Annotated in this window: 23 protein-coding genes; 4 read left to right on the top strand and 19 right to left on the bottom strand. The window is 61.1% G+C overall.

Annotated features, from left to right (window positions below):
* Positions 1–39: 39 nt before the first annotated feature.
* From GPJ75_RS13600 to GPJ75_RS13590, 3 genes are all read right to left on the bottom strand, one after another.
* Positions 40–1,062 carry an ABC transporter substrate-binding protein gene (locus GPJ75_RS13600; protein ID WP_163268875.1) on the bottom strand — a complete coding sequence of 341 codons (1,023 nt, stop codon included), beginning with the start codon at positions 1,060–1,062 and terminating at the stop codon, positions 40–42.
* Positions 1,056–2,168, bottom strand: coding sequence for a LacI family DNA-binding transcriptional regulator (locus GPJ75_RS13595; RefSeq protein WP_163268874.1), 1,113 nt, complete (start codon positions 2,166–2,168; stop codon positions 1,056–1,058). The genes GPJ75_RS13600 and GPJ75_RS13595 overlap by 7 nt, the downstream gene beginning before the upstream one ends.
* Before the next feature lie 252 nt (positions 2,169–2,420).
* Entirely contained in the window at positions 2,421–3,215 is a 795-nt protein-coding gene (locus GPJ75_RS13590; protein ID WP_163268873.1) for a methyltransferase domain-containing protein, read from the bottom strand.
* Positions 3,216–3,290: 75 nt separating this feature from the next.
* Between GPJ75_RS13590 and GPJ75_RS13585 the strand changes: the two genes are divergently transcribed.
* The 3 genes from GPJ75_RS13585 (at position 3,291) to GPJ75_RS13575 (ending at position 5,772) form a co-directional block, all read left to right on the top strand.
* Positions 3,291–4,436, top strand: a complete 1,146-nt coding sequence (locus GPJ75_RS13585) for an AraC family transcriptional regulator (protein WP_163268872.1) — start codon at positions 3,291–3,293, stop codon at positions 4,434–4,436.
* A 170-nt stretch (positions 4,437–4,606) separates the two neighbouring features.
* Entirely contained in the window at positions 4,607–5,374 is a 768-nt protein-coding gene (locus GPJ75_RS13580) for a glycerophosphodiester phosphodiesterase family protein (RefSeq protein ID WP_163268871.1), read from the top strand.
* Positions 5,375–5,499: 125 nt separating this feature from the next.
* Entirely contained in the window at positions 5,500–5,772 is a 273-nt protein-coding gene (locus GPJ75_RS13575; protein WP_163268870.1) for a hypothetical protein, read from the top strand.
* Positions 5,773–5,782: 10 nt separating this feature from the next.
* Here the strand turns inward: GPJ75_RS13575 and GPJ75_RS13570 are convergent, their stop codons facing one another.
* From GPJ75_RS13570 to GPJ75_RS13560, 3 genes are all read right to left on the bottom strand, one after another.
* Positions 5,783–6,373: a peroxidase-related enzyme gene (locus GPJ75_RS13570; RefSeq protein ID WP_163268869.1), complete on the bottom strand. Its 591-nt coding sequence runs from the start codon at positions 6,371–6,373 to the stop codon at positions 5,783–5,785.
* Between the two features lie 271 nt (positions 6,374–6,644).
* A complete protein-coding gene (locus GPJ75_RS13565; RefSeq protein WP_163268868.1) occupies positions 6,645–7,322 on the bottom strand; it encodes a DUF899 domain-containing protein in 678 nt (225 codons plus the stop codon).
* Between the two features lie 16 nt (positions 7,323–7,338).
* Entirely contained in the window at positions 7,339–7,584 is a 246-nt protein-coding gene (locus tag GPJ75_RS13560) for a hypothetical protein (protein ID WP_163268867.1), read from the bottom strand.
* A gap of 525 nt (positions 7,585–8,109) precedes the next feature.
* On the opposite strand from GPJ75_RS13560, the gene GPJ75_RS13555 reads away from it, so the two are divergent.
* Entirely contained in the window at positions 8,110–9,369 is a 1,260-nt protein-coding gene (locus GPJ75_RS13555) for an Hsp70 family protein (protein ID WP_163268866.1), read from the top strand.
* A gap of 84 nt (positions 9,370–9,453) precedes the next feature.
* On the opposite strand, the gene GPJ75_RS13550 is transcribed toward GPJ75_RS13555, so the two are convergent.
* The 13 genes from GPJ75_RS13550 to GPJ75_RS13490 all read right to left on the bottom strand — a co-directional run bounded on the left by GPJ75_RS13550 (position 9,454) and on the right by GPJ75_RS13490 (position 24,088).
* Positions 9,454–10,134 (bottom strand): DUF502 domain-containing protein, encoded by a 681-nt coding sequence (locus GPJ75_RS13550; protein ID WP_163268865.1) that lies wholly within the window; start codon positions 10,132–10,134, stop codon positions 9,454–9,456.
* Positions 10,135–10,206: 72 nt separating this feature from the next.
* Positions 10,207–11,982: an SLC13 family permease gene (locus GPJ75_RS13545; protein WP_163268864.1), complete on the bottom strand. Its 1,776-nt coding sequence runs from the start codon at positions 11,980–11,982 to the stop codon at positions 10,207–10,209.
* A 9-nt stretch (positions 11,983–11,991) separates the two neighbouring features.
* On the bottom strand, positions 11,992–12,366 hold the full coding sequence (locus GPJ75_RS13540) for a hypothetical protein (RefSeq protein ID WP_163268863.1): 375 nt from the start codon (positions 12,364–12,366) through the stop codon (positions 11,992–11,994).
* A gap of 15 nt (positions 12,367–12,381) precedes the next feature.
* On the bottom strand, positions 12,382–12,720 hold the full coding sequence (tatB, locus tag GPJ75_RS13535) for a Sec-independent protein translocase protein TatB (RefSeq protein ID WP_163268862.1): 339 nt from the start codon (positions 12,718–12,720) through the stop codon (positions 12,382–12,384).
* 44 nt (positions 12,721–12,764) lie between these two features.
* Entirely contained in the window at positions 12,765–15,323 is a 2,559-nt protein-coding gene (gene secDF / locus GPJ75_RS13530) for a protein translocase subunit SecDF (RefSeq protein WP_163268861.1), read from the bottom strand.
* 794 nt (positions 15,324–16,117) lie between these two features.
* The gene (locus GPJ75_RS13525) at positions 16,118–17,950 is read right to left on the bottom strand and encodes a mechanosensitive ion channel family protein (RefSeq protein WP_163268860.1); all 1,833 of its coding nucleotides are present in this window, start codon (positions 17,948–17,950) and stop codon (positions 16,118–16,120) included.
* Positions 17,951–18,074: 124 nt separating this feature from the next.
* Positions 18,075–18,566: a hypothetical protein gene (locus GPJ75_RS13520; protein WP_163268859.1), complete on the bottom strand. Its 492-nt coding sequence runs from the start codon at positions 18,564–18,566 to the stop codon at positions 18,075–18,077.
* 52 nt (positions 18,567–18,618) lie between these two features.
* Positions 18,619–19,068: a hypothetical protein gene (locus tag GPJ75_RS13515; protein ID WP_163268858.1), complete on the bottom strand. Its 450-nt coding sequence runs from the start codon at positions 19,066–19,068 to the stop codon at positions 18,619–18,621.
* A gap of 33 nt (positions 19,069–19,101) precedes the next feature.
* Positions 19,102–19,395 (bottom strand): hypothetical protein, encoded by a 294-nt coding sequence (locus GPJ75_RS13510; RefSeq protein ID WP_163268857.1) that lies wholly within the window; start codon positions 19,393–19,395, stop codon positions 19,102–19,104.
* On the bottom strand, positions 19,392–19,832 hold the full coding sequence (locus GPJ75_RS13505; protein WP_163268856.1) for a hypothetical protein: 441 nt from the start codon (positions 19,830–19,832) through the stop codon (positions 19,392–19,394). Before GPJ75_RS13505 ends, GPJ75_RS13510 begins: the two co-directional genes overlap by 4 nt.
* A 34-nt stretch (positions 19,833–19,866) precedes the next feature.
* Entirely contained in the window at positions 19,867–20,127 is a 261-nt protein-coding gene (locus GPJ75_RS13500; protein WP_163268855.1) for a hypothetical protein, read from the bottom strand.
* A 42-nt stretch (positions 20,128–20,169) separates the two neighbouring features.
* Positions 20,170–23,181: an autotransporter domain-containing protein gene (locus GPJ75_RS13495; RefSeq protein ID WP_163268854.1), complete on the bottom strand. Its 3,012-nt coding sequence runs from the start codon at positions 23,179–23,181 to the stop codon at positions 20,170–20,172.
* A 31-nt stretch (positions 23,182–23,212) separates the two neighbouring features.
* Positions 23,213–24,088, bottom strand: a complete 876-nt coding sequence (locus tag GPJ75_RS13490; RefSeq protein ID WP_163268853.1) for a helix-turn-helix domain-containing protein — start codon at positions 24,086–24,088, stop codon at positions 23,213–23,215.
* Positions 24,089–24,441 lie beyond the last annotated feature (353 nt).

The raw sequence follows: 24,441 nt of genomic DNA, 5'->3' as shown, positions 1-24,441 counted from the left end.
CGGCGCGGCGCCCGTTTTTCGTCTCGGGCGGACGGTGCCCTACTGGCCGACCTTGGCGTTCCACTCGGACAGCCACGCTTCGCGATTATCCAGGATGACGTCCGGCGGCAGGAGCTTGAGGTTCTTCACCGTCTCCGCACCATAGGTGAGGTTTTCGGCGATCTCATCCGAGACGACGACCTCTGAATTGGCCGGGCTATCGACCAGCGCCTCGGCGAGCTTGGTCTGGATGTCGGTAGAGAGCCAGAAATCCATGAACTGATAGGCAAGGTCCTCGTTCTTCGCGCCTTTCGTCAGGATCATGACATTCATGCCGCCTGTCTCGCCTTCCTTGGGCGTGGCCCAGGCCATGTCCATATCCATCTTGGAGTAGGGGCCCCAGGAGAAGCGGCCGATGGGGGCGGCGAGGATCTCCTCTTGCTGCATGAGCTGCGCCACCTGCGAGGATCGCTCATAGAAGGTGACGATATCGTCTTTATTGCTGGCGACCTCATCTATGGGGGCCTTGAGGTCGGCGGCATCGTTGCCCATCGCCATGCCGAGCATGTAGAGCGCGGGCGGGCCCTGATTGGTGGTCACGTTCGGGAAGGCAACGCGGCCCTTCAGCTCGTCCTGGAACAGATCGGCCCAGCTCTCGATTTTCACCTTGTCGGCACGGTAAGCGATGGAGGTTGCATAGAAGGTGTAGCCAACGCCCAGATGGTCGCCGAGAGGATCCTTGGCGATGTCGTAGAGCTTGTCATAGTTGGTGAGCCTTGAGACATCGATTGGTTGGGTGACGCCCTTGCGGGCGGCGGCCAGCGCATCGTGGGTAGACATCACGGCCATGTCGATCTCGGGATCGTCCTTGCGGGCCTCCAGCTTGGCCAGCCGCTCGACGCTGTTGCCGGTTTCCACAACGAGATCGCAGTCGCAGATGGCCTTGAACGGGTCGTAGACGATCTCCTTGAATTCGTCCTGGGCAAAGCCATAGACGGAGATGACGAGCTTCTTGTCGGCCGCGTTCGCGGTGCCTGCAAGCGCCGCGAAGGCGACGCTGGAGGCTAGGAGGGTCTTCAGCATGTCTGATCGCTTCCTTCTCTGGTGGTGTTTTCCAAAATCGGCCCGTTCGCTTTGTTGGTGGCCGGGCGAGGACCGCCGCCTGACCTATTGCCTACGGGGCCGAATGGAGCCGGCCCGCTGGATTGGCGGATGATGAGCTGCATCGGTACGCCCTGGCCGCTTTGCGCGGCCGGCGTGGCGTTTTCCTCGCCGGATGCTCCTTCGATCTGGCGAAGGAGGTCGGCAACCGCGATTTCGGCAATGCGGGCCATATTCATGCGCACGGTGGTGAGCGTCGGCGCAATCACGCCAGCCCAGATCAGATCGTCAAAACCGGTGACGCTGACGTCGCCCGGAATGGAGACCCCGCGGCGCTGTAGCTCGGTGATGGCGCGCAGAGCATGCAGATCAGAAACGGCGGCAAAGGCCGTGACGCCTTTTTCAACGAAGGGCAGGAGGCCCAGTTCGCAGCCGGGACCATGCTCGTCTTCCAACTCGTCAATCCAAAGAAGCTCGACATGCGTCTCCTCCGGAAGGGCAGATCTGATGCCGCCAGCACGGTCATTCTGGACATTGGAATCGGGATGCAGGCCGATGATCGCGATTGACCGGTGGCCAAGCGAAGACAGGTGCGCGCCGACCTGCACGCCGCCGTTCCAGTGATCGGCCGAAACCGTGTTGCCCGGTGATGACGGGGAATCGATGACAGCGATCGGATGGCCGATGTCGGCGATCCGTGTGCCGTGGCGCGGCACAACCACGATACCGTCGGCCCCGCGCTCGACCAGCCGGTTGATGGCGCGGGTCTGGGCTTGAATGTCGCCCCGGCTGTCGCCGATCAGGACACCGTAGCCGGCAACCGATGCGGCATTCTCGATGGCCTGAGCGAATTGGGGGAACAGAGGATGCCCGATATCCGCCAGCACGAGCCCGAGTACATGGCTGCGACCTGTGCTGAGGGCCCGGCCGGCGAGGCTTGGAATATAGCCAAGCTCCTTGGCCTTTTCACGGATTGTCTGCGCGAGTTCCACCGAGACCCGCCCCTTGCCGGACAGCGCGTTGGAGACCGTGGCGACGGAGACGCCAAGTGCCTTCGCGATGTCGGCTAGATTGAAGCGAGGGGCCATGCAAGCGCAGTTCCAGTAATGGTTAAGCGTTTAAGCAACTTATGCCGCCGCAATTACCCAATGTCGACTCGATTTTCTCCACCGGTGGAAAACTCGGGTATTTTCTCCTTTTCTTTGCTCCTCGTTCGAAAAAGCCCCACAGCAAATCCTGATTCTTTCAGAGACCTTCACGGCGACCGATACTGAAGCCTCGGGGCCGCCCGGCCTCAACCCGTCGCGGAGCATAACTCGCCCTCTCACCTTAGCCTTCGACTAGGATATCCGTGCCTTTATAATGAGTGACGGCATGTCGAATTCGATCGTGCCGTCATCGATCACGAAGGGCCTCAGCACAGTCTCCGACTCCTTGAGAAGCCGCTCGAACTGTTCGTCGGTCAGCAAGCCGCCGAGCGTCCATACGCAGGCGCGTTCGGTCGACACCAGTGCATCGATCGATCTGAAGCGGACCTTTCCATTGCGCTGGACAACCTCCGCTCCCGCAAGCTCCGCTTCATTGCAGATTTCATACAGCCGTCCGGCATCGCCAAGACTGAAGGGGGCGCGGAATGCGTCGCCCACCTCTTTTCCGAACAGCTGGTCGAGCAACAGCGCGAAGGCGCCGTAGCCTGGCGAACTCTCGACCGCATCGCACACGGCAACCGCCATCCGGCCGCCCGGTTTCAGGACCCGCATCATCTCGGCGAGTGCCTTCGGCTTGTCCTCAAAGAACATGAAACCGAACTGGCTTACAACGGCGTCGAAGCTGCTGTCCGGCAAAGGCAGCGCCTCGGCCGATCCTTCCAGCCATTCGACCTGCACAGGCTTGCGACGCGCAACCGCCAGCATTTCCGGGTTGGCGTCAAGCCCTACAACCGAACCCGAAGGGCCGACGATCTCGGCCGCGGCGAGTGTCAGAGCGCCGGTGCCGCAGGCCACGTCAAGCACGCGGTCGCCCTTCTGCACCCCGGCTTCCGCGGCGACGACTGGCCCCCATTGAGCAAACAACGCGGGCACGAAGTGGGTGTCATAAATTTCGGCAGGGCTGCGCAGTTCCTCAAGCGTGGTCATGGTCGTTCCTCCATCTCACCGTCAAGCCGGGTACAACCGGTGGATATACCGGTGCGCGCAGAGTATGCTTCGAGGATGGTCCGGGCCCATGACCATACGTCTTTGTCGCTTGCCGCATCGTCCACGGCGCTCGATGCGGAGCGGTCGGACCGCGCGTTGGCGGCGGTGGAGCAGCCTGCCCAGTACAGGACGCATGGCACCGATCCGCTTTCGGACGTCCTGCGCACGGTCAAGCTGACGGGCGCGTTGTTCTTCCTGGTGGACGCGTCCTTCCCCTGGGGGGTCGAGGTGCCGCGCGCGGATGCGTTTTCGTCCATTATCCTGCCGGGCGCTCAGCATATTGTGTCCTATCATGTCATCCTGAAGGGCTTGGGCTGGGCCGGGATTCCGAACGTCGCCTCCACGTGGTTCGAGGCGGGTGACGTGTTGGTTCTGCCGCATGGCGACCCGTATTCGATGCTTAGCGAGCCCAGCCAGCCGCCGGAGTTCGACGTCGAAGCGACGATGGACTATTTTCGGGACATGGCAGCGGGCAGGCTGCCCTTCGTGTCGAAGGAAGGCGGCGGCGGCGAGCCACATAGCGAATTCGTCTGCGGCTTTCTCGGTTGCGACATGCAGCCCTTCAATCCTGTGCTCTCCACCCTGCCGCGTCTCTTGCGGATCAAGCGGTCCCACGACGGGCGCGAGGATCTTCTGAGCCGTCTCATCGATCTCACGCTTGCCGAGGCGCGCCAGCCGCGGGTCGGCGGCGAGTCCATCCGGCTGAGACTGAGCGAGCTGGTTTTCGTCGAGGTGATGCGCCAATATCTGGAGACCCTGCCGGCCCACGAGACGGGCTGGCTTTCAGGCCTGCGCGACCCGGCAATCGGCAAAGTCTTGGTCATGCTCCATGAACAGCCTGCGTATCCGTGGACGCTGAACGAGTTGGCGGGCCGTGCCTGCATGTCGCGGGCGGCACTTGCGGCGCGCTTCACCCATGTGGTGGGTCATGCCCCAATGCAGTATCTGACGCTCTGGCGCATGCAGATTGCCGCGCGCCTTCTTGCGGATAGCTCCATGAAGGTAGCCACGGTGGGCCATGAGATCGGCTATGAATCCGAGGCGGCCTTCAGCCGGGCGTTCAAGAAGACCGTGGGCGTCTCACCCGCTGCATGGCGCAACGGCGCCGTTGGAACCGGCCGATCCCAAGAGCGCCGACCGGCCCACCCTGGTCGCGCATAGCCACGGGTTTCGGCGGCCAGTCCCAAGTTTCATTGCACAAAGGCGTCGTGCGCGCGCCTGTGGAGCGCATCCTTGGGGATCGACGAGGAAGTCTTCGGCATGAATAATTCCTCCACGCATTGCCGCGGCACGCCTTCGCGCGATATTATAGTGCGCAGGGGAAACACCGGATGAAGCGCCCGCTCTTTCCCTTTCTGGAACACTCCCGGCCGATTCCGATTGCCCATCGCGGTGGTGCGCAGGAGGCGGAAGAGAATACGTGGGCTGCATTCGAGCGCGCGATCATGCTTGGCTACCGGCATATCGAAACCGACGTACAGGCCAGCCGCGACGATGTCGCCGTCATCTTCCATGACGATACGTTGGAGCGTTTGACCGGCCGGCCGGAACCGGTTGGCGCGCTCGTATGGTCGGACCTCGAGCGCATGAGCACGCTTGGCGGCGGGCGCTTGGCCAGGCTTGAAGATGTGCTGTCCGTATGGCCAGATTGCTACTTCAACCTTGAGCCCAAGAGTGATGCGGCGGTATCGCCGATTGCCGAGGCGGTCGCCCGATGCAACGCGCTGGACCGGGTATGCGTCGGATCCGTCGACCAGCGCAGGGTGAAGCGGCTGCGGGAGATGCTGGGGCCGAATCTGTGCTGGTCGCCGGCCCACTTTGACGTCACCCGACTGTGGCTGGCAGGCTGGGGCTTTCCCATGAGAAGGTTTCCCTTCCCTGTTGTGCAGGTTCCGCGGACCTATGGTCCCATCGAAGTTGTGACGCCGCGTTTCGTTGATGCCGCTCATGCTCTTGGCATCGACGTGCATGTGTGGACGGTCGATGCTGAGGAGGAGATGGATGAGGTGGCAGAGTTGGGCGTCGACGGCATTATGACAGACCGTCCGAGCCTCCTCAAAGAAGTCCTCCAGCGGCGTGGCCAATGGACGGGCGCCTGATGAATGGAGCGGCGCTGGCACACGATGCGGGGCCCCTGGCGCGCGGCGGTCGCCGGGCGGTCGACCGCATCTACAGAAGAGAGCAGAGACCACCTGACGGCTCTGCTTCGATAGGAGGCCGACCCATGTCTCATCTGGCAAATGACGAACTCGAAGGCAGGCTGAACGCCCAGCGCGAGACGCTGGCGTTCCTCATTGCTCATCTCACGCATCTGGAAGGCGACGGCCTGCTGGATGCGCTGGAGGAGCATTCCCAGTTCCAGGACCACCAGGAAGACCCGGGTGCCGTGCCCACCGGCGGCGCCTTCGCGATCGAAGGCGCCATGATGCGCGAATTCCGCCTGCTGCTTCGGGAAGCCCGCGCCCGGCTTGCGGAACTGCGCGAGGCTGAGGCCTAGAGGGCGCGCATCAGCGCAACGGCAGGACGCGCCCGAGCGTGTAGAACTCTTCGTTGGGCCGCATGTCGGTGACATTCGCAAGCCGGTTCGACAGGGCGAAGAAGGCCGAAATGGCGGCAATGTCCCAAGCGTCCTCCTCGGTGAAACCGTGCGATTTGAGCGCTTCCAGATCGTCCTCGCCGACCGTATGGGCGGCCTGCGAGACCTTCACGGCGTAGTCGAGCATCGCCTTCTGCCGGTCGGTGATGTCCGCCTTCCGGTAGTTCACCGCAACCTGGTCGGCGATTAGCGGATCCTTCGCCCGGATGCGAAGGATCGCCCCATGTGCGATCACACAATACTGGCATTGGTTCAGGTTTGAGGTGGCGACCACGATCATCTCGCGCTCGGCCTTGGTCAGGTTGCCGGGCTTGTCCATCAGCGCGTCGTGATAGGCGAAGAACGCGCGGAATTCCTCGGGCCGGTGGGCGAGCACGAGGAAGACGTTGGGAATAAAGCCGGACTTCTCCTGCACCGCGAGGATGCGTTCTCGGATGTCTTCGGGCATGTCGGCGATTTCCGGCACGGGGAAGCGGCTCACCTTGGGTTCGGCTTTGGTCATGTCGGTGTCTCCATGTTCGTTGGTCCAACCGGATCACGGCGCCTGCGCCCTCAAGGCTCTGCGCATGGCGGAAGGTAACCTCCTGACCGAAGTTCTGGCCATATAAATACCACCGCTCGTCGCGGGCGAAACGTGCCCTGAGAGCGGAACGGCGGCTTCCGAAATTTGAAAGCCACCGTTCGCCTCTTATTCGGTCGGTTGCCATTGAACGTGAAGTGAGAGCCCTGCGAGCCGACTTTCAGTCATTTGTGACAACCAGGGGTCGTCCGATTCAATACTCATCGTGCAGCCGGACCCAGTTCATGGTGCCATCGGTTTCGTTGCGGCCATTGGGGGTCAGGTCGAGCCAGTTGAACGCCCCCATCAAGAGTTCGGTGCCGCGGTGATACGTCGAATAGCTGTGGAAGATACTGCCATTCTCGTCCTTCACGAAGATGCTGACGCCGAACATGTCCGGACTGTTGCGGATGGGCGTAAGGCCGAAATTGTACGTCGCATGGCCGGCGGCGCGATCTTCCTCCGTGAACGACACGCCGAAATCGTAGTTGAAGTCGCTGTCTCCCGAGGAGGCCATCCGCTCCTTGACCTCCTTAATCCGCTGGATCGGTGCGCGCGATACCGCGGCGAAGGCGAGGTCAGCATGCTCGAAATGCTGCCGTGCCGCGTCGACATGGTCGACGGTATACGAGCAGCCGGGGCAGATATGGTCCGAGCCCGGCGTCAGCATGAAGTGATAGATGGCGAGCTGGCTGCGGCCGCCGAACAGGTCGCCCAGCGTGCATTCGCCGTCGGGCCCTTCGAAGACGTAGGGCTTCTCGATCCTGACCCAGGGCAGTTGCCGGCGCTCGGCGCGAAGTCCGTCGAGCGCGTGGGTCATGGCGCGCTCCTTGGCGAAAAGCGCCTTGCGGGCGCTCAGCCACTCTTCGCGTGAAACGATCTGATGGTTCATGGTCGGTCTCCTTTGGTTATCGGTTCGGTGCGCGCCCAGTGGTGGAAAAAAGCCTCAGCCAGGGCGGCAGGTGGAAGAGGCTCATCAGCAGGTACATCGCGGTCATGCCGTCGATTGGCAGGATGCTCGGAACTACGGAGCAGAGCGCGTTCCCGGTCGCATCGCTCGCAGCGATCAGACCCATGAGCGCGAAGGTCGGCGAGGTGGCGTAGGCGAGCCAGCCGGCCATTGCGCTTCCGTTATTCGCTGCCGAGGTTGTCATTCTTCGCTCCCGGTCGATTGCCATTGCCCGCCGTTGCAGGATCGAGCGGGACTATAGGGCGGGGCGGAAGCCGGGTGAGAGTGACAAGTGTGACGGGATTTCGATGAGTGCGCTTATCACGGCTGCGCCCCGCGCACCTGCGGTGGGCGAGGGGATTGCCGGCTCAGTGTTGATGAGGAGCGGGTTCTCCTCTTCGACCGTATGGGACATCGAGTTACATCGACGTCTTCCAGTTGACGACGGCCGCGGTCTTGGTTGCGAGAGGCAGGAAAGGCACCGCGGGCGCATTCGGCCGCATAGTCGCGTGCGGGATGACGGAAGCGCCGGCCGGCTCTGCCACACCACTAGCCGACAACCAACTCAGCCCGGCGCAGGGTACTGGCCTTAACCGGCGATCGCCAGGCGAGAGGCGGCCTGTGAGGGTTTCCATTCGATCCGCGATGGGCTAGAGGAGTGCCCCTTCCGATCATTTCTCATTTGCGGGGCGTGATAGCGCCCGGCTCACGCCCTTGCGAGCCGTTTTCCATGAGCCGTTTTCATTGCGGTGTCGATTTCGGCACCACCAACTCGACTGTCGGCCTCTGCGCGGGAGGCAGCGACCCGTTCCTGATCCCCGTCGAGGGCGATCATATCACCATCCCGTCCGCGCTCTTCTTCAGCCTCGAGGACGGCAGCGTGCATTTTGGCCGATCGGCCGTCCATGAGTACATGGACGGTGCGGAGGGGCGTTTCATGCGGGCGTTGAAGTCGATCCTCGGCACCAGTCTGATGAAGGAGACCACACAGGTCGGCCGCGACCGCATGACGTTCCAGGGGCTGATCGGTCGCTTCCTCCGTCATCTGAAGGAGCGTCTCGAACAGCAACCCCACGGCATGCCGGATCATGTCGTGCTGGGCCGACCCGTTTTCTTCGTCGACGGCGACGAGACCGCCGATCGCGCCGCGCAGGGCCAGCTCGAGGCTGCCGCGCGCGCGGAGGGCTTCCGTCATATCGAATTCCAGTTCGAGCCGGTCGCCGCGGCACTTCACTTCGAGCGCAAGCTCAACGAGGAAGCGCTCGCGCTGGTGGTCGACATCGGCGGCGGCACGTCCGACTTCTCTGTTCTGCGGCTCTCGCCCGAGCGCTCGCGCGCGACGGATCGGCGCGGCGACATCCTGAGCACGTCGGGCGTGCATATCGGCGGGACCGATTTCGACCGCTGCCTCAGCATCGCGAAGGTCATGCCGCACATGGGGCTCGGCACGAAGACCCGCGACGGCAAGCGCCATCTGCCGGTCTGGTATTTCAACGACATGGCAACCTGGCACAAGATCAATCAGCTCTATACGGCGAAGACCCTGCGGGACATCCAGTCGTTGGCGCGCGAGGCGGCCGAGCCGGAAAAGCTGGCGCACTTCGAGCATCTGCTGATCCACCGCTCCGGCCACAGGCTGGCGGCCCAGGTGGAGAAGGCCAAGATCGAACTGACGGATGCGCCCGACACCGTCATCCATCTCGATGAGCCGGGCCTGTCACTGGCGCTGCCGGTCAGCCGTGGCGCGTTCGAGGTGGCGACCACAGAGTTGGTGGCAAAGATCGGCGTTGCGATCGATGATGCGCTTCTCGGTGCCGGGGTAGCCGCAGGGGCTATCGAAACCGTGATCCTGACCGGTGGCGGGGCGCAGGTTCCGCTGGTGCAAAAAGCCGCGACCTCGCGCTTCCCCGATGCCCGCGTCACCCGGTCCGACCAGTTCGGATCGGTTGGACTGGGGCTTGCGGTCGACGCTGCCCGGCGCTTCGCGTAGCCCTTGTTGCACATGTGGGCTTGGACAGGTGTGCCTGCCTTGCTCGGTAAGGTTTCCGATGGCTGCGGCGACAGAGGCATGGCCTCAATAGGTGGCATCCGCACCTTCGCCGCTGCCAGAAGCAGGATCGTTGGTGAAGCGGATCTTGTCGGGTGCCATCGCGCCACCTGACACGATGAACGCAATGGCGTCGTTCTTCGTCCAGTCGAGCCATACGAGGCGTGATGTCGGGACGATCTCGACAAATCCCGAGGTCGGGTTCGGGGTGGTCGCGACATAGACGGCGGCAAGCTCCTCGCGATCCTCCGTAGCCGGGAAGATGCGCGTGACGATACCGACCGCACGCATCTCCGGCGTCGGGAACTCGATCAGGACGACCCGCTGCCCACCCGGCGTTCCGTCGCCGCGAAGCGCATCGATCAGTGTCTGCGTGGCTCCGTACACGGTTCGCGCGAGGGGGATCGCATCGACCACTTTGTTCACGAGCTGCAGGAAGCGCCGTCCGATGACAGCGTTTGCCGCGCGCCCCAGAAAGGCAAGAAGCGCCAACGTGATCAGCACCGCGAGTGCCGACTGAAACCAGCCGGCGAGCAAGAGGTCCGCCAGTTCGCCCGAGGTGGGCCGCAGTGCCCGGGAGAGAGCACCCACGATCGGCCGTCCGGTCTGGATCAGCAGATCCACCACGAACCAGACGACCCAAACGGTCACCCACAACGGAACGATCGTCAGAATACCGGTAACGACGTATCGGGTTATGGACTGCATGAGGTGCCTCTCGAAATCCGGCTCCCGCCGATTGTGTTTTGAAGGAATTGACCGCTCCCGTTGCGAACACCTTCAGAGCGGAAAGAACAGGTAGATGGCCGTGCAGGTGGCTGCACCGACGACGACGTTCATCGGGATGCCGATCTTCAGGAAATCGGAGAAGCGATAATTGCCGGCGCCATAGACGAGTGTGTTGGTCTGGTATCCGATCGGCGTGGCGAAGCTGGCGCTTGCCCCCAACATGACAGCGACGACGAATGGCCGGGGGTCCATCCCCAGCTGGTTTGCGAGCCCGATGGCCAAAGGCGTGATCAGTACTGCGACGGCGTTGTTGGTTACCACTTCGGTCAAGATCGACGTGAGGGCGTAGAGGGCGACAAGCGTCACAAAGGGAGGCAAGCCGGCAATCCATGGCGTGAGGCCATCGACGATGAGTTCGACGGCACCGGTGTTGGCAAGGCCTTGACCAACAATCAGCATGGCAATGATCAGGATCAGGATTGAACCTTCAATCGAGCTCCAGGCCTCGTCGGCGTCGATGCAACGTAGGAGGAGCATGGCCGCGACCGCGAGGATCGCCAATATTCCGATGTCCATAAGACCGAATGCGGCGACGATTACGACCGCCGCAAGTGCCAGGACGGCAATGGGTGCCTTGCCGCGGCGGTAGGGACGACCGCGCGGCCGGGTGACGGACACGAGGTCGGCATCTTCTGTCAACGCATCGAGATTGGCCGCCGGTCCTTCGAGCAGCAGCTTGTCCGCCGGGCGCAGCCTGACATTCTCAAGGTCCGGGCCCGGCAGGTGGCGATGGCGATGAGCGCCGAGCACACGGATGCCATACCGGCGGCCCAGCGCGAGGTCCACGATGCGCCCGCCGGCGCTCGCGCGATGCGGAGCGACAATGGCCTCCACCACCACGGCGTCCTGGGAGCGCTCCGTGCCGCGGCGGAGCCCCACCCGGAGGTCCGGTTTCTCGTTGAGGGTCAGCAGTTCCGACGTGGTCCCGTAGACAACCAGGGAATCGCCCTTCTTGAGCTTCCGTTGGCCGATCTCGGTGCGGATCATCTCGCCGCCGCTGCGCAGCGCCTGGACTCTGAGGCCTGGCCGATTGAAATCAGGGATCGCGCCGATGTTCCTGCCCACATATTTTCCATCTCCCCGGATCGTGATCTCGGACAGGAATTGCCCTTCGGCAGTAGAAGCGTCGTCGTCGGTGCCGCGGTCGGGTAAAAGATAGCGCCCGAGCATCAGCATGGTCACCGTGCCCGCGGCCGCCGCCACGAGCCCGACCGGCGTGATCTCGAAGACCGTGAACGGCTGCAGGCCCGCCGACCGGGCGACACCGTCGACCAGAATGTTGGTCGAAGTGCCGATCAGCGTGCATGTGCCGCCCAGGATCGCCGCGTAGGAAAGCGGAATGAGAAGCCGGGTCGCGGCGACGTCGAGCGATCTTGCCAGCCGCATCACGATCGGGATCAGGATGAGAACGACCGGCGTGTTGTTCATGAAGGCGGATGCGGTCACCGTCGCGGTGAGGAAGATCGCAATCGAAAACACCGGTTGCACGAGGGCACGCGTAACGACGATGCTGGCGAGGCTTTCGAGCACGCCCGTCCTCACCAGCGAGCCGGAAAGGATGAAGAGCGCCCCGATCGTGATCGGTGCCGAGTTGGAGAACGCGCCCATCGCATCCGCCGGCGTAACGAAGCCGAACAGCAGAAACAGAGCCGCGCCGCCAATGGCGGTCACCTCCGGTGGGTAGCGCTCCAGAACAAAGCCGACGAGCAGAAGCAAAATGACCGCAAGGGCGATATAGGCTTCATATTCGGCAAACAGACTTGCCATGTGTCGGTCCTATAATGCGGTTGCCGCGATCAACCAGATCGTGGCTCCCAGCCGAGCGAAGAACGCGTTGAGGGGTGAGGAACTTCCGCCGCACCGCCACACGGCGATGAAAAGGAAGAGGTTCATCGGGAGCGGGGCGAAGAAGAGTAGAAGCGCGACGACGAGCGGCGCCTTCGAAGCCAGGAGCGCCATCGCGCCAAGCGCGGCTATCAGGTTGACGAGGCTTCCGGCGAGCAGCATGTCGCGCCAGAAGACAGTCGTCAGCGGTGCTTCACCGCGCCATCGCGCCAGAACGAAGTCCTTTGCCGCCGCAGTGGATTGAGTGCGGCTGGAAGGCGTCTCGTCCTGTCTCATCGAGCGCGGATACTCAGACTCTTCAGGCATTACCCCGGCCTTTCTTCACTCTCGTATCTCCGTGTCCGCTGGACGCTGGTTGGTCTTGCCGGGTGTGCTCGTCCCGCCGCCATCCCGATCATTCGGCTGCATTGCCGCTTGGTTGGCGGCGGTGGAATCCTTGAACGCTGCCTCGACCGACTTGCGCGTCTCTTCGATCTCCAGTTCCCGTTCGGCCTCTCGGAGAGCCTGTTCGAATTGCCTTCGGTAGTCGCCGCTCACGCGGTTGAAGCTCCGCATCATCGCTCCTGCCGACCGCATCGCCTTGGGTAGTTCCTTGGGCCCAAACACGATCAGAACCACCAGGACGATGACGAAGAGTTCAGTACCGCCGATGCCGAACATCGAGGAAGGCTCCCTTGCGGATCCGCACCATGCCCATTTTCAATTCATACCTCCGTCGGCCGTGTTCTTGCCCCCGCGGCGGCTGCCGGATCCTCCCGGCTGAGGGCACCCGGCCTGAGCTTGAACAGGATCAGCAGCGGACCGGCGACAAAGACGGAGGAATAAGTCCCAACGAGGATGCCGAAGATCATCGCTATGGTGAAGGACCGGATAACCTCGCCGCCCCAGATCGAAAGCGCCACCAGTGCGAACAGGGTAGTCACGCCGGTCAGCACCGTGCGCGCCAGCGTCTGGTTCATCGACAGGTCGAGGAGGTCGGGGATCGGCATCTTCTTGAAGCGCCGAAGATTGTCCCGCACCCGGTCGTAGACGACCACCGTGTCGTTGATGGAGTAGCCGACGATGGTGAGGATGGCAGCGATCGAAGTCAGGTTGAACTCGATGCCGGCGACGACATAGAACCCGATCATCATGATGACGTCGTGAAAGGTCGAGATGATGGCGCCAAGCGCGAACTGCCACTCGAACCGGATCCAGATGTAGACGAGCATCGCCAGGAGTGAGGCAATGACACCCACAGTGCCATTGAACGCAAGCTCCGAGGACACGGTCGGGCCGACGACCTCGACACGGCGGAACTCGTAGTCCGACCCAAGCGCGTTCTTCACCTTCTCGATGGCGGCCTGCTCGGCAACCTCGCCCCCCGGTTGGGTGCCGATGCGAATGAGCACGTCCCGCACTGAGCCGAACTCCTGCACCTGCACTTCGCCGAGGTCGAGAGTTGTAAGCCGGTTGCGGATATCCCTGATATCGGCCTCCGGTCCCTTTGCCTGCACCTCGACGCTCGACCCGCCGCGGAAGTCGATGCCGTAGTTCATGTCCACCGTAGAGAACAGCACGGCCGAGGTGAGCGACAGCAGCAGGGAGAGCGCAAAGGCATATTTTCGGAATGCCATGAACGAAATGCGCGTGTCGTCGGGCACCAGACGCACCACGCCGTTCGGCATCGCTTTCGGTCGCTGCCGGCGCAGCCACGCGGCCACCAGCCAGCGCGTCAGCGTGAAGGCCGTGAACACGGTGGTGACGATGCCGATGGCGAGCGTGACGGCGAAACCCTTGATCGGGCCCGAGCCGAGGAAGAATAGGATAACGGCGGCGATGAGTGTCGTCACGTTGGCATCCACCACCGTCGCCAGCGCCTGTCGGAAGCCGGCGTCCATGGACAGGACGATCGACCGGCCCTGCCGGCTTTCCTCGCGGACGCGCTCGAAGATGATGACGTTCGAATCGACCGCCATGCCCATCGTCAGCACGATGCCGGCGATACCGGGCAATGTTAGCGTCGCCCCGAGGACGGAAAGTACGGCGATGATGAGCAGTACGTTTGCGATCAAGGCGATATTCGCGAGTAGTCCCAGCCGGCCGTAGGCGAAAAGCATGAAGCCGACGACGAGAAAGGCGGCGACGACAGATGCAAACTGTCCCGCCTCGATGGAGTCCGCACCGAGGCTCGGTCCCACCGTGCGTTCCTCGATGATGGTGAGGTCGGCGGGCAGTGCGCCGGCCCGCAGGAGGACCGCAAGGTCGTTCGCGCTCTGGACGGTGAAATTGCCCGAGATCTGGCCCGCACCGCCGAGGATCGGCTCCCTTATCTGTGGCGCGGAGATCACCTCGTCGTCGAGGACGATGGCGAAAAGGCGCCCGACATTGGTCTGCGTGGCCTGGCCGAAGCGGGTCGCGCCGCGATTGTCGAAACGGAAGGAGACCACCGGCTCGTTGGTGCGCTGGTCGAAGGTCGCCTGCGCGTCGACCAGGTTTTCGCCGGAGACGATGATCCGGTTCTCGATCAGGTATGGAACCGGCGGATCGTCGGTCGAGTATATCACCGTCGAACCTGCAGGCGGGCGACCGTTGATCGCTTCCTCGACCGGTATCGATTGGTCGACCATCTGGAATGTCAGCTTGGCGGTCTGGCCGAGGATGTCCTTGAGCCGCTGCGGATCCTGCAGGCCCGGCACCTGCACCAGGATGCGGTCCGTGCCCTGGCGCTGGATGATCGGTTCGGTGGTGCCGAGTTCGTTGACGCGCCGGCTCACCACCTCGATCGATTGCGTCAGCGCCGAGGCCACCCTGTAATCGAGACCCGCGTCGGTCAGCGTGAAGCGCAGCAGTCCTGGCTCCGGCTCGGAGAGCTCCATCTCAGTCACTGAACCGCTTGTGAAGAGCCCGGTCGAGATCGGCTGTGCCAGGCTCTCGAGCGCTTTCTTCGCCGCCTCTATCTGCCCCTGGTCGCGGATGCGCACCTGGACGTAGCGCCCGGTGCCGGTAAGACCGGTATAGCCGATCTGCGCATCGCGCAGCGCTGTACGGATCTCGTCTCGCGCCGATTCCAAACGCTCGTCGGCCAGGTCCTGGCGGTCGATCTGCAGCAAGATGTGCGAGCCGCCCTGCAGGTCGAGGCCGAGCGTCAGCTTCTGCCTGGGCAGCCAGTTCGGCAGGGAGGCAAGGGTTGAAGCGGAAAACAGGTTGGGGGCCGCGAAGAGCACGCCGGCCAGGACTGTCAGCCAGATGAGAATAGTCTTCCACCGCGAAAAGTGCAGCATGTTCTTGTCCGTTCTGCCGATGGCGGGAGTCGGATTCCATCCCGGATCGGGGTTCTGATTCGCGGTCGGCTCGACAAACCGATGCCGAGCGACGCGCAACAATTCTGAAGGAAAGGAATCGGGCGCCGCGATCACACGCGGCGAAAATCAGGCCCTTTGGATGGGCGGGGCACGCGCGTGGAAGGTATGGGCTGGCGATGGATCCGGCTGAACGTTGGGCCATGCACGGAAAACTGCCCTCCGACTGCCCGCGAACTGCATGTTCAGGTCGCAGACTATGGCAACGGGCTTGCCGTCTCCCCCACCCGGATGGGCGTATGCGTATGGTTTGAAGCGGGATGCTTCCACACCAAGATGGCGCGCAACCTCTCGAACGGGAATTGTCGGCTGTGCGGCGGGTCCAGCCGCCACGATCGAATCTTCTCCCTTGGCGAAAGCCGGTCCGCCCTGGATGGCTGTCGCCGCCTGCGCGGTCCAGATCAGGAAGAAGAACGACGCGAGCAGCCGAACGCCAGCTCCGACGTTCGACAGAACGCCGGGCCTTGCGCAATCCCGCCCGCGGCAGCCTTGTTTCATCTCACCAGACACGGCCTTATCATGCACCGAAAAACCGGGCGCTGTCTTGGCCTCTTTATCGTTCGCACAAATCGCGGCTCACTCTTAACCGATGCAACTGCACCTGCAGCGCAGATTGAGGCGCATCTTTGGCACAGGCGAAACGGTCAGCCATTCGGGACCTATCATCGTAACGACCGAAATAGAGTTATTCAGAATTAGGAACTTATGGGCGGAAGCTATAGTCCCTCTTCACGAAAGCGACGGATGATTTCGTGGTTGATCATCTGGCAATGCTCCAGATAAGCACAATAATCTGGCGGGCTGTACCAGTATGTGGCGCTGATGTTGAGGGAGTCGGAGTTGATTTCATTAAAGATGACGCGCGGCGGCTGGTCCGGATGATTAATAGCTTCATTCGGATGCCTTGTTTGCGCCTCTTGCCCACCATGCGATTCCCTTCGCAATGGCGGTTCACCGTCCGCATTCGCAATGCTTGAGCGGGGCACGGAGAGAATTTCACGCAGGATCGTCACGGCGCGCTGGATCTTCTCCTGAGACGTATCATAAGCCAGCGGAAGGTTGATTGTGCGTCGGATAGAGGGGCGCATGTCGACATTCTCGATATCCACCCCGGCAACGTTTTCATTGGGAATGCTGACGAGATGGCCCGAGAGCAGGCGCAGCCGGGTAGAGCGCATTCCGATGTCTTCGACAACACCGTCATAGCCGCGAAGCTTGATTCGCTGGCCAACCTCGAACGGCTTGTCCAGGAGCAGCATGAGGCTGCCGAAAACGTTGCGCAGAGTATTTTGTGCAGCCAGCGCAACAGCGAGACCCGTCACACCGGCACCGGCAAGAATGGTGGCCAGCGAGAAGCCCATCAGGTACATCCCCTGCAGCAAGACAGCGATAATCGCAATGATGCTCACGACACGAATGCCAAGGGTTGCCAGATGGAAGTCGGACGGGCGTCGTTTGGCGCGCTCGGTCGAGGCTGCCAGTTCGATCAGCACGGTTCCAAGCGAGAAGATAAAGATAATGCCTGCAAGCAGGGCGATGCCGTAAATGATGTAGACGGCGGTCCGAAAGACGAGCCCGGTGATGAAGATCTTGTCGCCGATGAGATCATAGAGCAAATAGCTGGCGAAAACTACGAATAGCGGCACAAGAAGCAGTGTCGCATCGCGCGCGAGGGGTGGAGCGTTCTTGGTCAGCCGCTTAAGGACGGACGACAGGAGCCAAATCAGCAGGAACGCCAGGGCAAAGAGCAAAACCATCGCGACCCACTGCCAGATGGTCTGCCCCAGAAAGCCATTGTGCATCCAGGCGGGCAGGCTATCCGACCACGCTTGCAGGGTGGGGCGCGGCGTCAGAAAAGACGCTTCGTAGAAGCCTTCCGCTGATGTGCTCCGGTAGGGAAACGATCTAAGACGGTGGAATAGGTCTTCAACCGTCTCCAGCGTCTCCTCACTGAACAGATACTTTCCCTGGTTCGGTCCCTCGTCAATACGCGTGATGAGAAGCGGGCTGTTGCCGATCTTCCACGCTGGTGGATACCCCTCGTTGGTTGCGGCGAGCATCTGTCTTCGATCTGGGATCTGATTAACCGGGGGCAAGCCGATCCGGTCGATGACCTCACGAAGATAAACCGCGGAATTCACAGCCACATCCTGACGCAGCGATGGTGCGACATTCCTGAGATCGAAGAACCACTGCATCTCGTCGTACAGATGCTGCAGCTCCGCATCGTCCTCCGCCGTGTATGCGTCCTGTCGTAAGAGGTCGTAATATCGCTGGGTCAGCTTGAGGAAGCTGATGATCGTGTCACGGGGGCTGTTCGTATTTGCCGGCTCGAGGAGTTCCTCCAGCGGCTGGAGGTTAGCTTCATCAGGTCCGGCGAGCTGATCGAGAATGGCTTCGATGCCGCGTGTGCTTTCGGATGGGAAAAAGGAGACGCCGTTGTCCTCCCCGGCGGGATCAGGTCCAATATCTTGCGCAAACACCCTTGCACCGAGAACCACCACCAAGAGCGCCACGGCAAGGCGCAGAATATGACTTCGGTTGCTCATTTCACTTGATCAAGTTGAGTTGTGTCAGGAGGCTAAGCCTTGCCTCCAGGGACGATCCGGTATTCGCGGCCTCCGCCACGCAGGCGTTCCTCATTGGAACGAGGCGGCATGAATTTTGTAAGCCTTACGGCTTCATCTCCGTATCGGGATGCTCTTCCTCGATCAGAAAACAATGGAGCGTGATCGGGGCTTTCCTGACATCCGCGAGTGCACCGTCGATGAAATCGCAGTCGAGCAGATTGTCCGAACTGCTCTTGCGCGCCGACGCAATGTTGACGTTGACCTTGGCAGGGCCGGCGAGCCAGTCGAGACGCTTCGTGTCGACCTTTGCGCCGCTGATGCGGGCGTGTCCGCCCGAGCCGGAGATTTCCACCTCTTCGTCCTGCGGCGTGAGATCGATTTGGCCGATTTCGTCCGCATGCTTCTCGGCGCCCCGCTTCGGATCACCGTAGTATGAGGCGAAGGCAACGATTCCCTCCTTTTCAGCGGCAAGCTTGGCGGCCGCTTTCTTGGAGAGTGTGACCTTCAGGTCGAAGCCCATGTCGCCCTGTGCCATTGCCGGTAGGGAACATGCCAACAGCATGGTGGTCGCAGTCGCTATAGGAACAAGCCTCATTCCCTTCTCCCATCGTCTGCACGTAACAGCCCCCCGATCACCTTTTCCATTGTCAGTCGTTGACGGCGATGATCCTGACCGTTTGCCGTTCGCACGCATCGTCGTTGCAGATGCCATTGAACCAGACCTCTCCGTCCCCAATCATCACGCCCTGCCAGTTGGCGAACAGGGTCGCATAAGCCTGCTTGGAGACGGCTTCCTTGACCTTGGCGGTGAAGACCTTGTCGTAATCCGTTTCAAAATGGGCGGCATCCTTGATGGTCACCGCCTTATCATTGATCCGCGCCTTGAAAGGATATTCAACCATCGAGGCAACGGCCTGCTTGTCGTTTTCTGCAACGGCCTTCTTCAGCTTCTCGAAGAAGGCCTGGTACGGCGCATGAGCGCCGAACAGTCCGTCAAGCGTCTGGTTCATTTCTTTCGCCGATTGTGCCCCCGCGACCGTGGCACCCACGAGGCTGATGAACAGAGCTGCGAAAAGCGTTTGGTTCAGCTTGGGCATTTTACCGTCCTCCTACGGATCTATCGTGGGTCTCTATCGCCGGAACCCTTTGGCCCGCATGCAGGAAGTGATGAGTTCTTCCTCGTCCATGGTCTGTATCACGGCGTTGCCAAGCCCGTCCCCGATGGCCTCGCCCCAGGTCTTCGGGTGATCGTTGGCACCGATCCCGATCGTGGCCGCCTCTGCCTGATACTTGCAATCGGCCAACGCCTGATCAGTGTCCGAGCGAGGCGTGTCATCCTTGACCCATGCGCTGTCGTCACTCGCGCAGCCGGCCAGCATCAGCGATCCGGTCAAAAGTGGGATAAGAATACGAAAAATCATCATTCGTCCTCCGTAACGGTCTCGGCGAAACACCTGGCCAAATCTGTTGGCGCTCCAAGCTTCTTTGCCCAGGCCACCAGCTCTGGGCGTTCCGACGGATCCGCCCAGCCGCCCCATACGTCGCGAAAACGCTTCTTTCCGGCGACCGTCTGAAAGAACATGACGCCGTCGTCGCTCACGGGCGTGGAGACATAAGCGGCACTCCAGTTGCCGCTCTCCATGATCGTGCTGAACGTCACCTGAGCGGGCTTGACCTCGCTTTCCATCACCGAGGCGACAAGAGGGGCATATTCGGCCTTGCGCGCCTTGGTCATTTCGACCTTCACGCCATGGCAGGCGCTATTTGCGGCGAAAGCGGACGTCAGCGTAATTCCCAGCCCTGTGAGGGCGATCATGACGATTTCAGCGTGTCGATGGATCGGACTGTTGTATGCGGTCATGAGTGGCTACTCCTTTTCCACGTTGCAGGATTTTTCACTCATCATCATCATCGTCGTCGTCCGGATCATCGACTTCACAGCCGATACCGTGGCACCCTTGGTAGTTGCCGTGCTCATCAAAGTTGGGATTGCCTTCGCGGTCGAATTGCGGCCTGTCGTCGATGGTTCGATCCCCAGCATCAGGATCATCGACCATGCAGCCCACGCCATGACAGCCATCATAGCCGTCATCCGTTGTGCAGCCGGCGATCGCCAGCAAAGCGGAAACCAAAGTCGCGTAAAGTAAGGGTTTCAATGCATGTCCTCCTTCAGTCGGTTTGGTGCTTTTCGCTAATCCTCAGAAACGAACCGTGAGCTTGCCGTTGAAGCCGTGCTCCTGCACGTCCGAGGCGAGTTGCCCCTGATAGGCCAGCCCGACGGTGGCCATTTCGCTGAGATTTATGTCCAGTCCTGCTTCGAGCACCGCGGCGTTCTTCGCGATCGGCGTGCCCTTGGTGGCGAAGGATGGGCCGCCGGCAAAGGCAAGATGCGTTTCAGGCGTTACGTCGCCGAACGCATGCCGCCAGCCGATGCCGCCACGGGCCGTTGCGGTCGTCGAGCCCAGTGTGAATGCCGATGAAGCGCGTAGCCCGAGGGTCGTGAACGTCGTGTCGCTGGATTGGTCACCACTCGAGAGTGCGGCCGGCCCGCCATCTTCCGAGAAGTCATCCGCGTCAAACCTGACATAGGAGAGGTTGGCGTATGGCTCGAAGGACACTGAGGCTGTATCCATCCGATAGCCGAGTTCGCCAAAGGCCTGAAAGGTGCCCGCGTCGTACTCGGTCGAAAGGCTGTCGGAGAAGCCTGGAAAAGCCACGATCCTGTCGGTTTCGACGCGATGCCACGAATACGCAAGACCCGAGCGGAAACCGAGAGGCCCACGCTGGGTGCCGGCATAGAGGCCCAGGTGATAATTGTTGCTGGAGCCGGATGACGCTCGGTTGTCGACGTCGAAGGAAGTATGGCTGTAACCGGCCAGAAGCCCGAGCCGCCAATGATCGCCCACGAGCACATCTCCGCCAGCCAGGAAGCCTCCCGTCGAGCGGTCGAGCCGCGCGGCGTTGCCGCCGTCATCAAGATGACCCCAAGCGCCGAAGCCGTGTCCCCAGACGGCGAAATTCTCACTGGTCGCCGGAGCCATCTCCGGTCCATCCGGCCCGTAGGCCATCACCTGGATAGGCGAAGCGCCGACACCTTCGAATGCTGAGCGGATGCGATCGCTGGCGGCGTCGCGGACGAAATGGCTGTCCTGGATGAGGGCGCCGTGAACGGAAGAATAGATATCACCTGAAAGCTGATCGAAGGCGTCGCGCGTTTCAGGTGTCGTCAGGAAGAGGATATTGTCATGGATGGGATTGCCCGCTCCCAGCGCCTCGGAACCCGCGGCAACCGAGCGCTGGTTGAAAGTCGCTCCCACATCGGCGAAGGCCGTCGCGGTCCGCTCGGTATCGAGGAAGACGTTTTGCGGATCGTAGGCCAGTGCGAAATCGACGAAGGGTGTGTCCGCAGCCCAGATTCCGGTCAGGCCGGCGTATGTCCCGTTCACACCGCCCGCCGCTGTCAGCAAAGTGTAGCGCGTATCGACTGAAGGCGTTCCCTGCCGCAACAATTCGATGTGCGCCCCGTCGTCGATCGCAGCACTTCCCGTCGTATCGATGAGATCGGACGTCGATGCGAGACCAGCCTGGTAGGTGGACCCGGCCTGCTGCACGAAATCGCCGTCGACAGACAGCGCCGAGACGCCCTTGGCGGGATCGAGTACACTGCCCGGCGCGATCGCGCCGCCTTCGCCTGCTGTGAGGGAGCCGACCGTACCAATGCCTGCAACAAGGCCCGCTCCCGAGACATCCACCTGAGAGGCAATGCTGCCGTCGACGGCCAGCGTTCCGCCGAGGACGGTGGTCGGTCCCGTATAGGTGCTGTTGTCGCCACTCAGGATGAGTGCGCCTTCGCCCCGCTTGGTAAGATCACCCGGACCCGAGATCGGGTTTGACCAGATCGAGGAATAGCCTTGCGTGTCCACGTCGAACACGCCTTGATAACGGAACTCCATGGGACCGTTGACGGCATCTCCAAGATTGAGGAGCCCCTGGCCGTAGATGCTTTCGTCTTTGTAACCTTCCTTGGTCGCCGTTGTCAGAATTGTCTCAATAGTCTGGCTTGCGTTCATGTAAGGAAATGCGGACCGGACCACTGCGGCAGCACCTGTCACGTGTGGCGCTGCCATGGATGTTCCATCAATGGCTTTGTAGCTCCCATCCGACATCGGCCAGGTCGAATAGATGGCCACGGATGGATCGGGCTCCGGCCACTCGCCACCCGGTGCAGCCATGCACCACTCCGCTGCCGCTCCGCAACGTTGGCTGTAGCTTGCGATATTCCCGTCCTTGTCGACGGCGACGACCGCGATCACCGACCCTTGCAAATCTGAAAAGTCCAGATCCGCGACATCGGGATGAGACGGATCATAACGATCCCAGGTATCCGGGTTCTGGTAATCGAAATCATCGTGGGGCTTGACGAACTCGTAAAGGCGGTTTGCGGTATTCTCCGGCGTGATCAACGGAAACATGCCAAATCCGCCTGACGGCAAAACCGCCGCTTTCGGTTGATCTATAAAATCATTACCGGCGGCGACGACCATAACGACATCCGCATCAGCTGCCTTTCTGAGCGCGTTATATTGCCTCGTCACGAAATCGGGCCCATCCATAACGGGGATGTACTCGAGTTTTTGGTAGTGGGGATTGTTTTCTTTACGCGGCAAATCCGGGCCATAACTTGCATTGAAAACATCGACCTTGTGACGGGCCGCATATTCAACGGCCGCCATGTCAGGGGACAGGGCGTCGTCATCCGTTTCGGTTCCGATCGCGCGGAGCGGCAAAATGGTGGCCTCATAGGCGACACCATGCATGCCCTTGCCATCGCGAGCCGCGCCAACGGTGCCCGCGACATGTGTGCCATGACCGTTTATCTCGCCATCTTCGTCGTCAGTATGACTTACGTCGTCGGGAGCCCGTTCCTTTTCCGTACCGAAGTTTCGAAGAGCTTCAGAAATGCGTCCGGCGAACTCCGGATGGTTGACATCCAGCCCAGTGTCGATCACCGCCACAGTCACACCTTTGCCCGTATAGCCTTGCAGATAGGCCGGCAGGGCATTGATCATCGGCATGCCCCAGTTCCTGGAATATTCCGCATCATCCGCCGGCGGCGCGGGCGTGGGAGCCTCCTGAGGCAACGCCGGGTGTGGCGCGAAGAACGCCGTCGTCGCGGCCAGAAATTTGATCGCCCTGAAATTCATTCGCATACCCGGCTCCTGCAAAACCGCTTTCTCCTGCTCAACGGATGAAACGCCCCCGGCGCAGGGCACTTGGCGTCGTGAATTTGTGACGCCGCATCGATGCTGTCAGGTGGCTGTGATTGGCGAATCCGGTAAGGCTGGCGATCTTAGCCAGGGGCATGTCGGTCGTGATCACGAAGCGCTCGGCGAGTTCAAGCCGCATCGAAAGGATATACTGGTGAGGTGATTGGCCGGTCGTCTGTTTGAAGGCGCGCATAAAATGGCTGGGCGATAGACCCGCGAGCAGCGCCAACCGTTCGATCGACAATTGTTCACCAATATTGGCCCGGATGTAATCTTGAACATTACGCCAGGTTTTGGGCGAAAGTCCTCCCCGGTACCGGGACGATGGATAGTCTTGAAGGGTCGAGTAATTGCGCAAGAGGTAGGTGGAGAAAACCGTCAGAAGGGAACCCATATAGAGATGGTTTATTGATTCCCCTTTTTGAATCTCGTCTCTCACCAAACGGGCGAGTAAAAGTGCCTTCTCATCAACATGTCCGGCTGGCGGAGGCAGGAACTCAAAATCTTCCCTTTCGAATTCCAGAGCTGCCAGCTTGGAAAGCTGTTCCGGAGCCAAGGCCAACAGCAGGTTTTCCTTCGGCACCGTCCAGCGCGCAAAAAGATCGGAACTGGCAGGGATAATCTCGACTGTGCCAACCGGAGCCAGAAACTGCGGTCTCCCATCCGAATTGAGTGCAACCTCTCGTCCGGGCTGGGGCGACAGCATCACCACCGCCATGTGGGAAGGCGTGCGGTAACTAATCGAATTGGGGCCTGTCACCGTATGTGTGACCGCTCCACTCGTCGTCTCGAACTTCGGCCCCCATTCATCTGGAATGCTACTCAAAAGGCTGCCAACGGTCTCGGCCAATGTCACCCCCTAGGACCGCTTCAGTCGGCATAACCCAAGGCCGACCGTGACTACCCCCTTGTCCGAAGCAATTTTCCGAAATCCCTCGCCGCGAGCAATTTTTAGCAACCGCTTGCAAAATTCAAGAAGCGTCTCCTCTTTTCCGTCAATATATGGCTAAGAAATTGATATTAATGGCATAAACTCAAGAGATATTTCAGAATATTACATATACCAAGGTGGGTATTTTGGCGTGGATCTGTCAAAAACCTATCATTTGTCAAAATTTCGCTGCTTTTTCACCGGCTTCGGCAAATTGTTGCCGTTTCTGTGCTTCACTTCACGTGTGGCATGTTCAGCCTAAGCCCTCTGTT

The sequence above is a fragment of the Chelativorans alearensis genome, from assembly GCF_010993735.1.
Taxonomy (GTDB): domain Bacteria; phylum Pseudomonadota; class Alphaproteobacteria; order Rhizobiales; family Rhizobiaceae; genus Chelativorans; species Chelativorans alearense.
The sequence above is the reverse complement of the archived record's forward strand: the minus strand, read 5'-3'. Positions and strand labels throughout refer to the sequence as shown.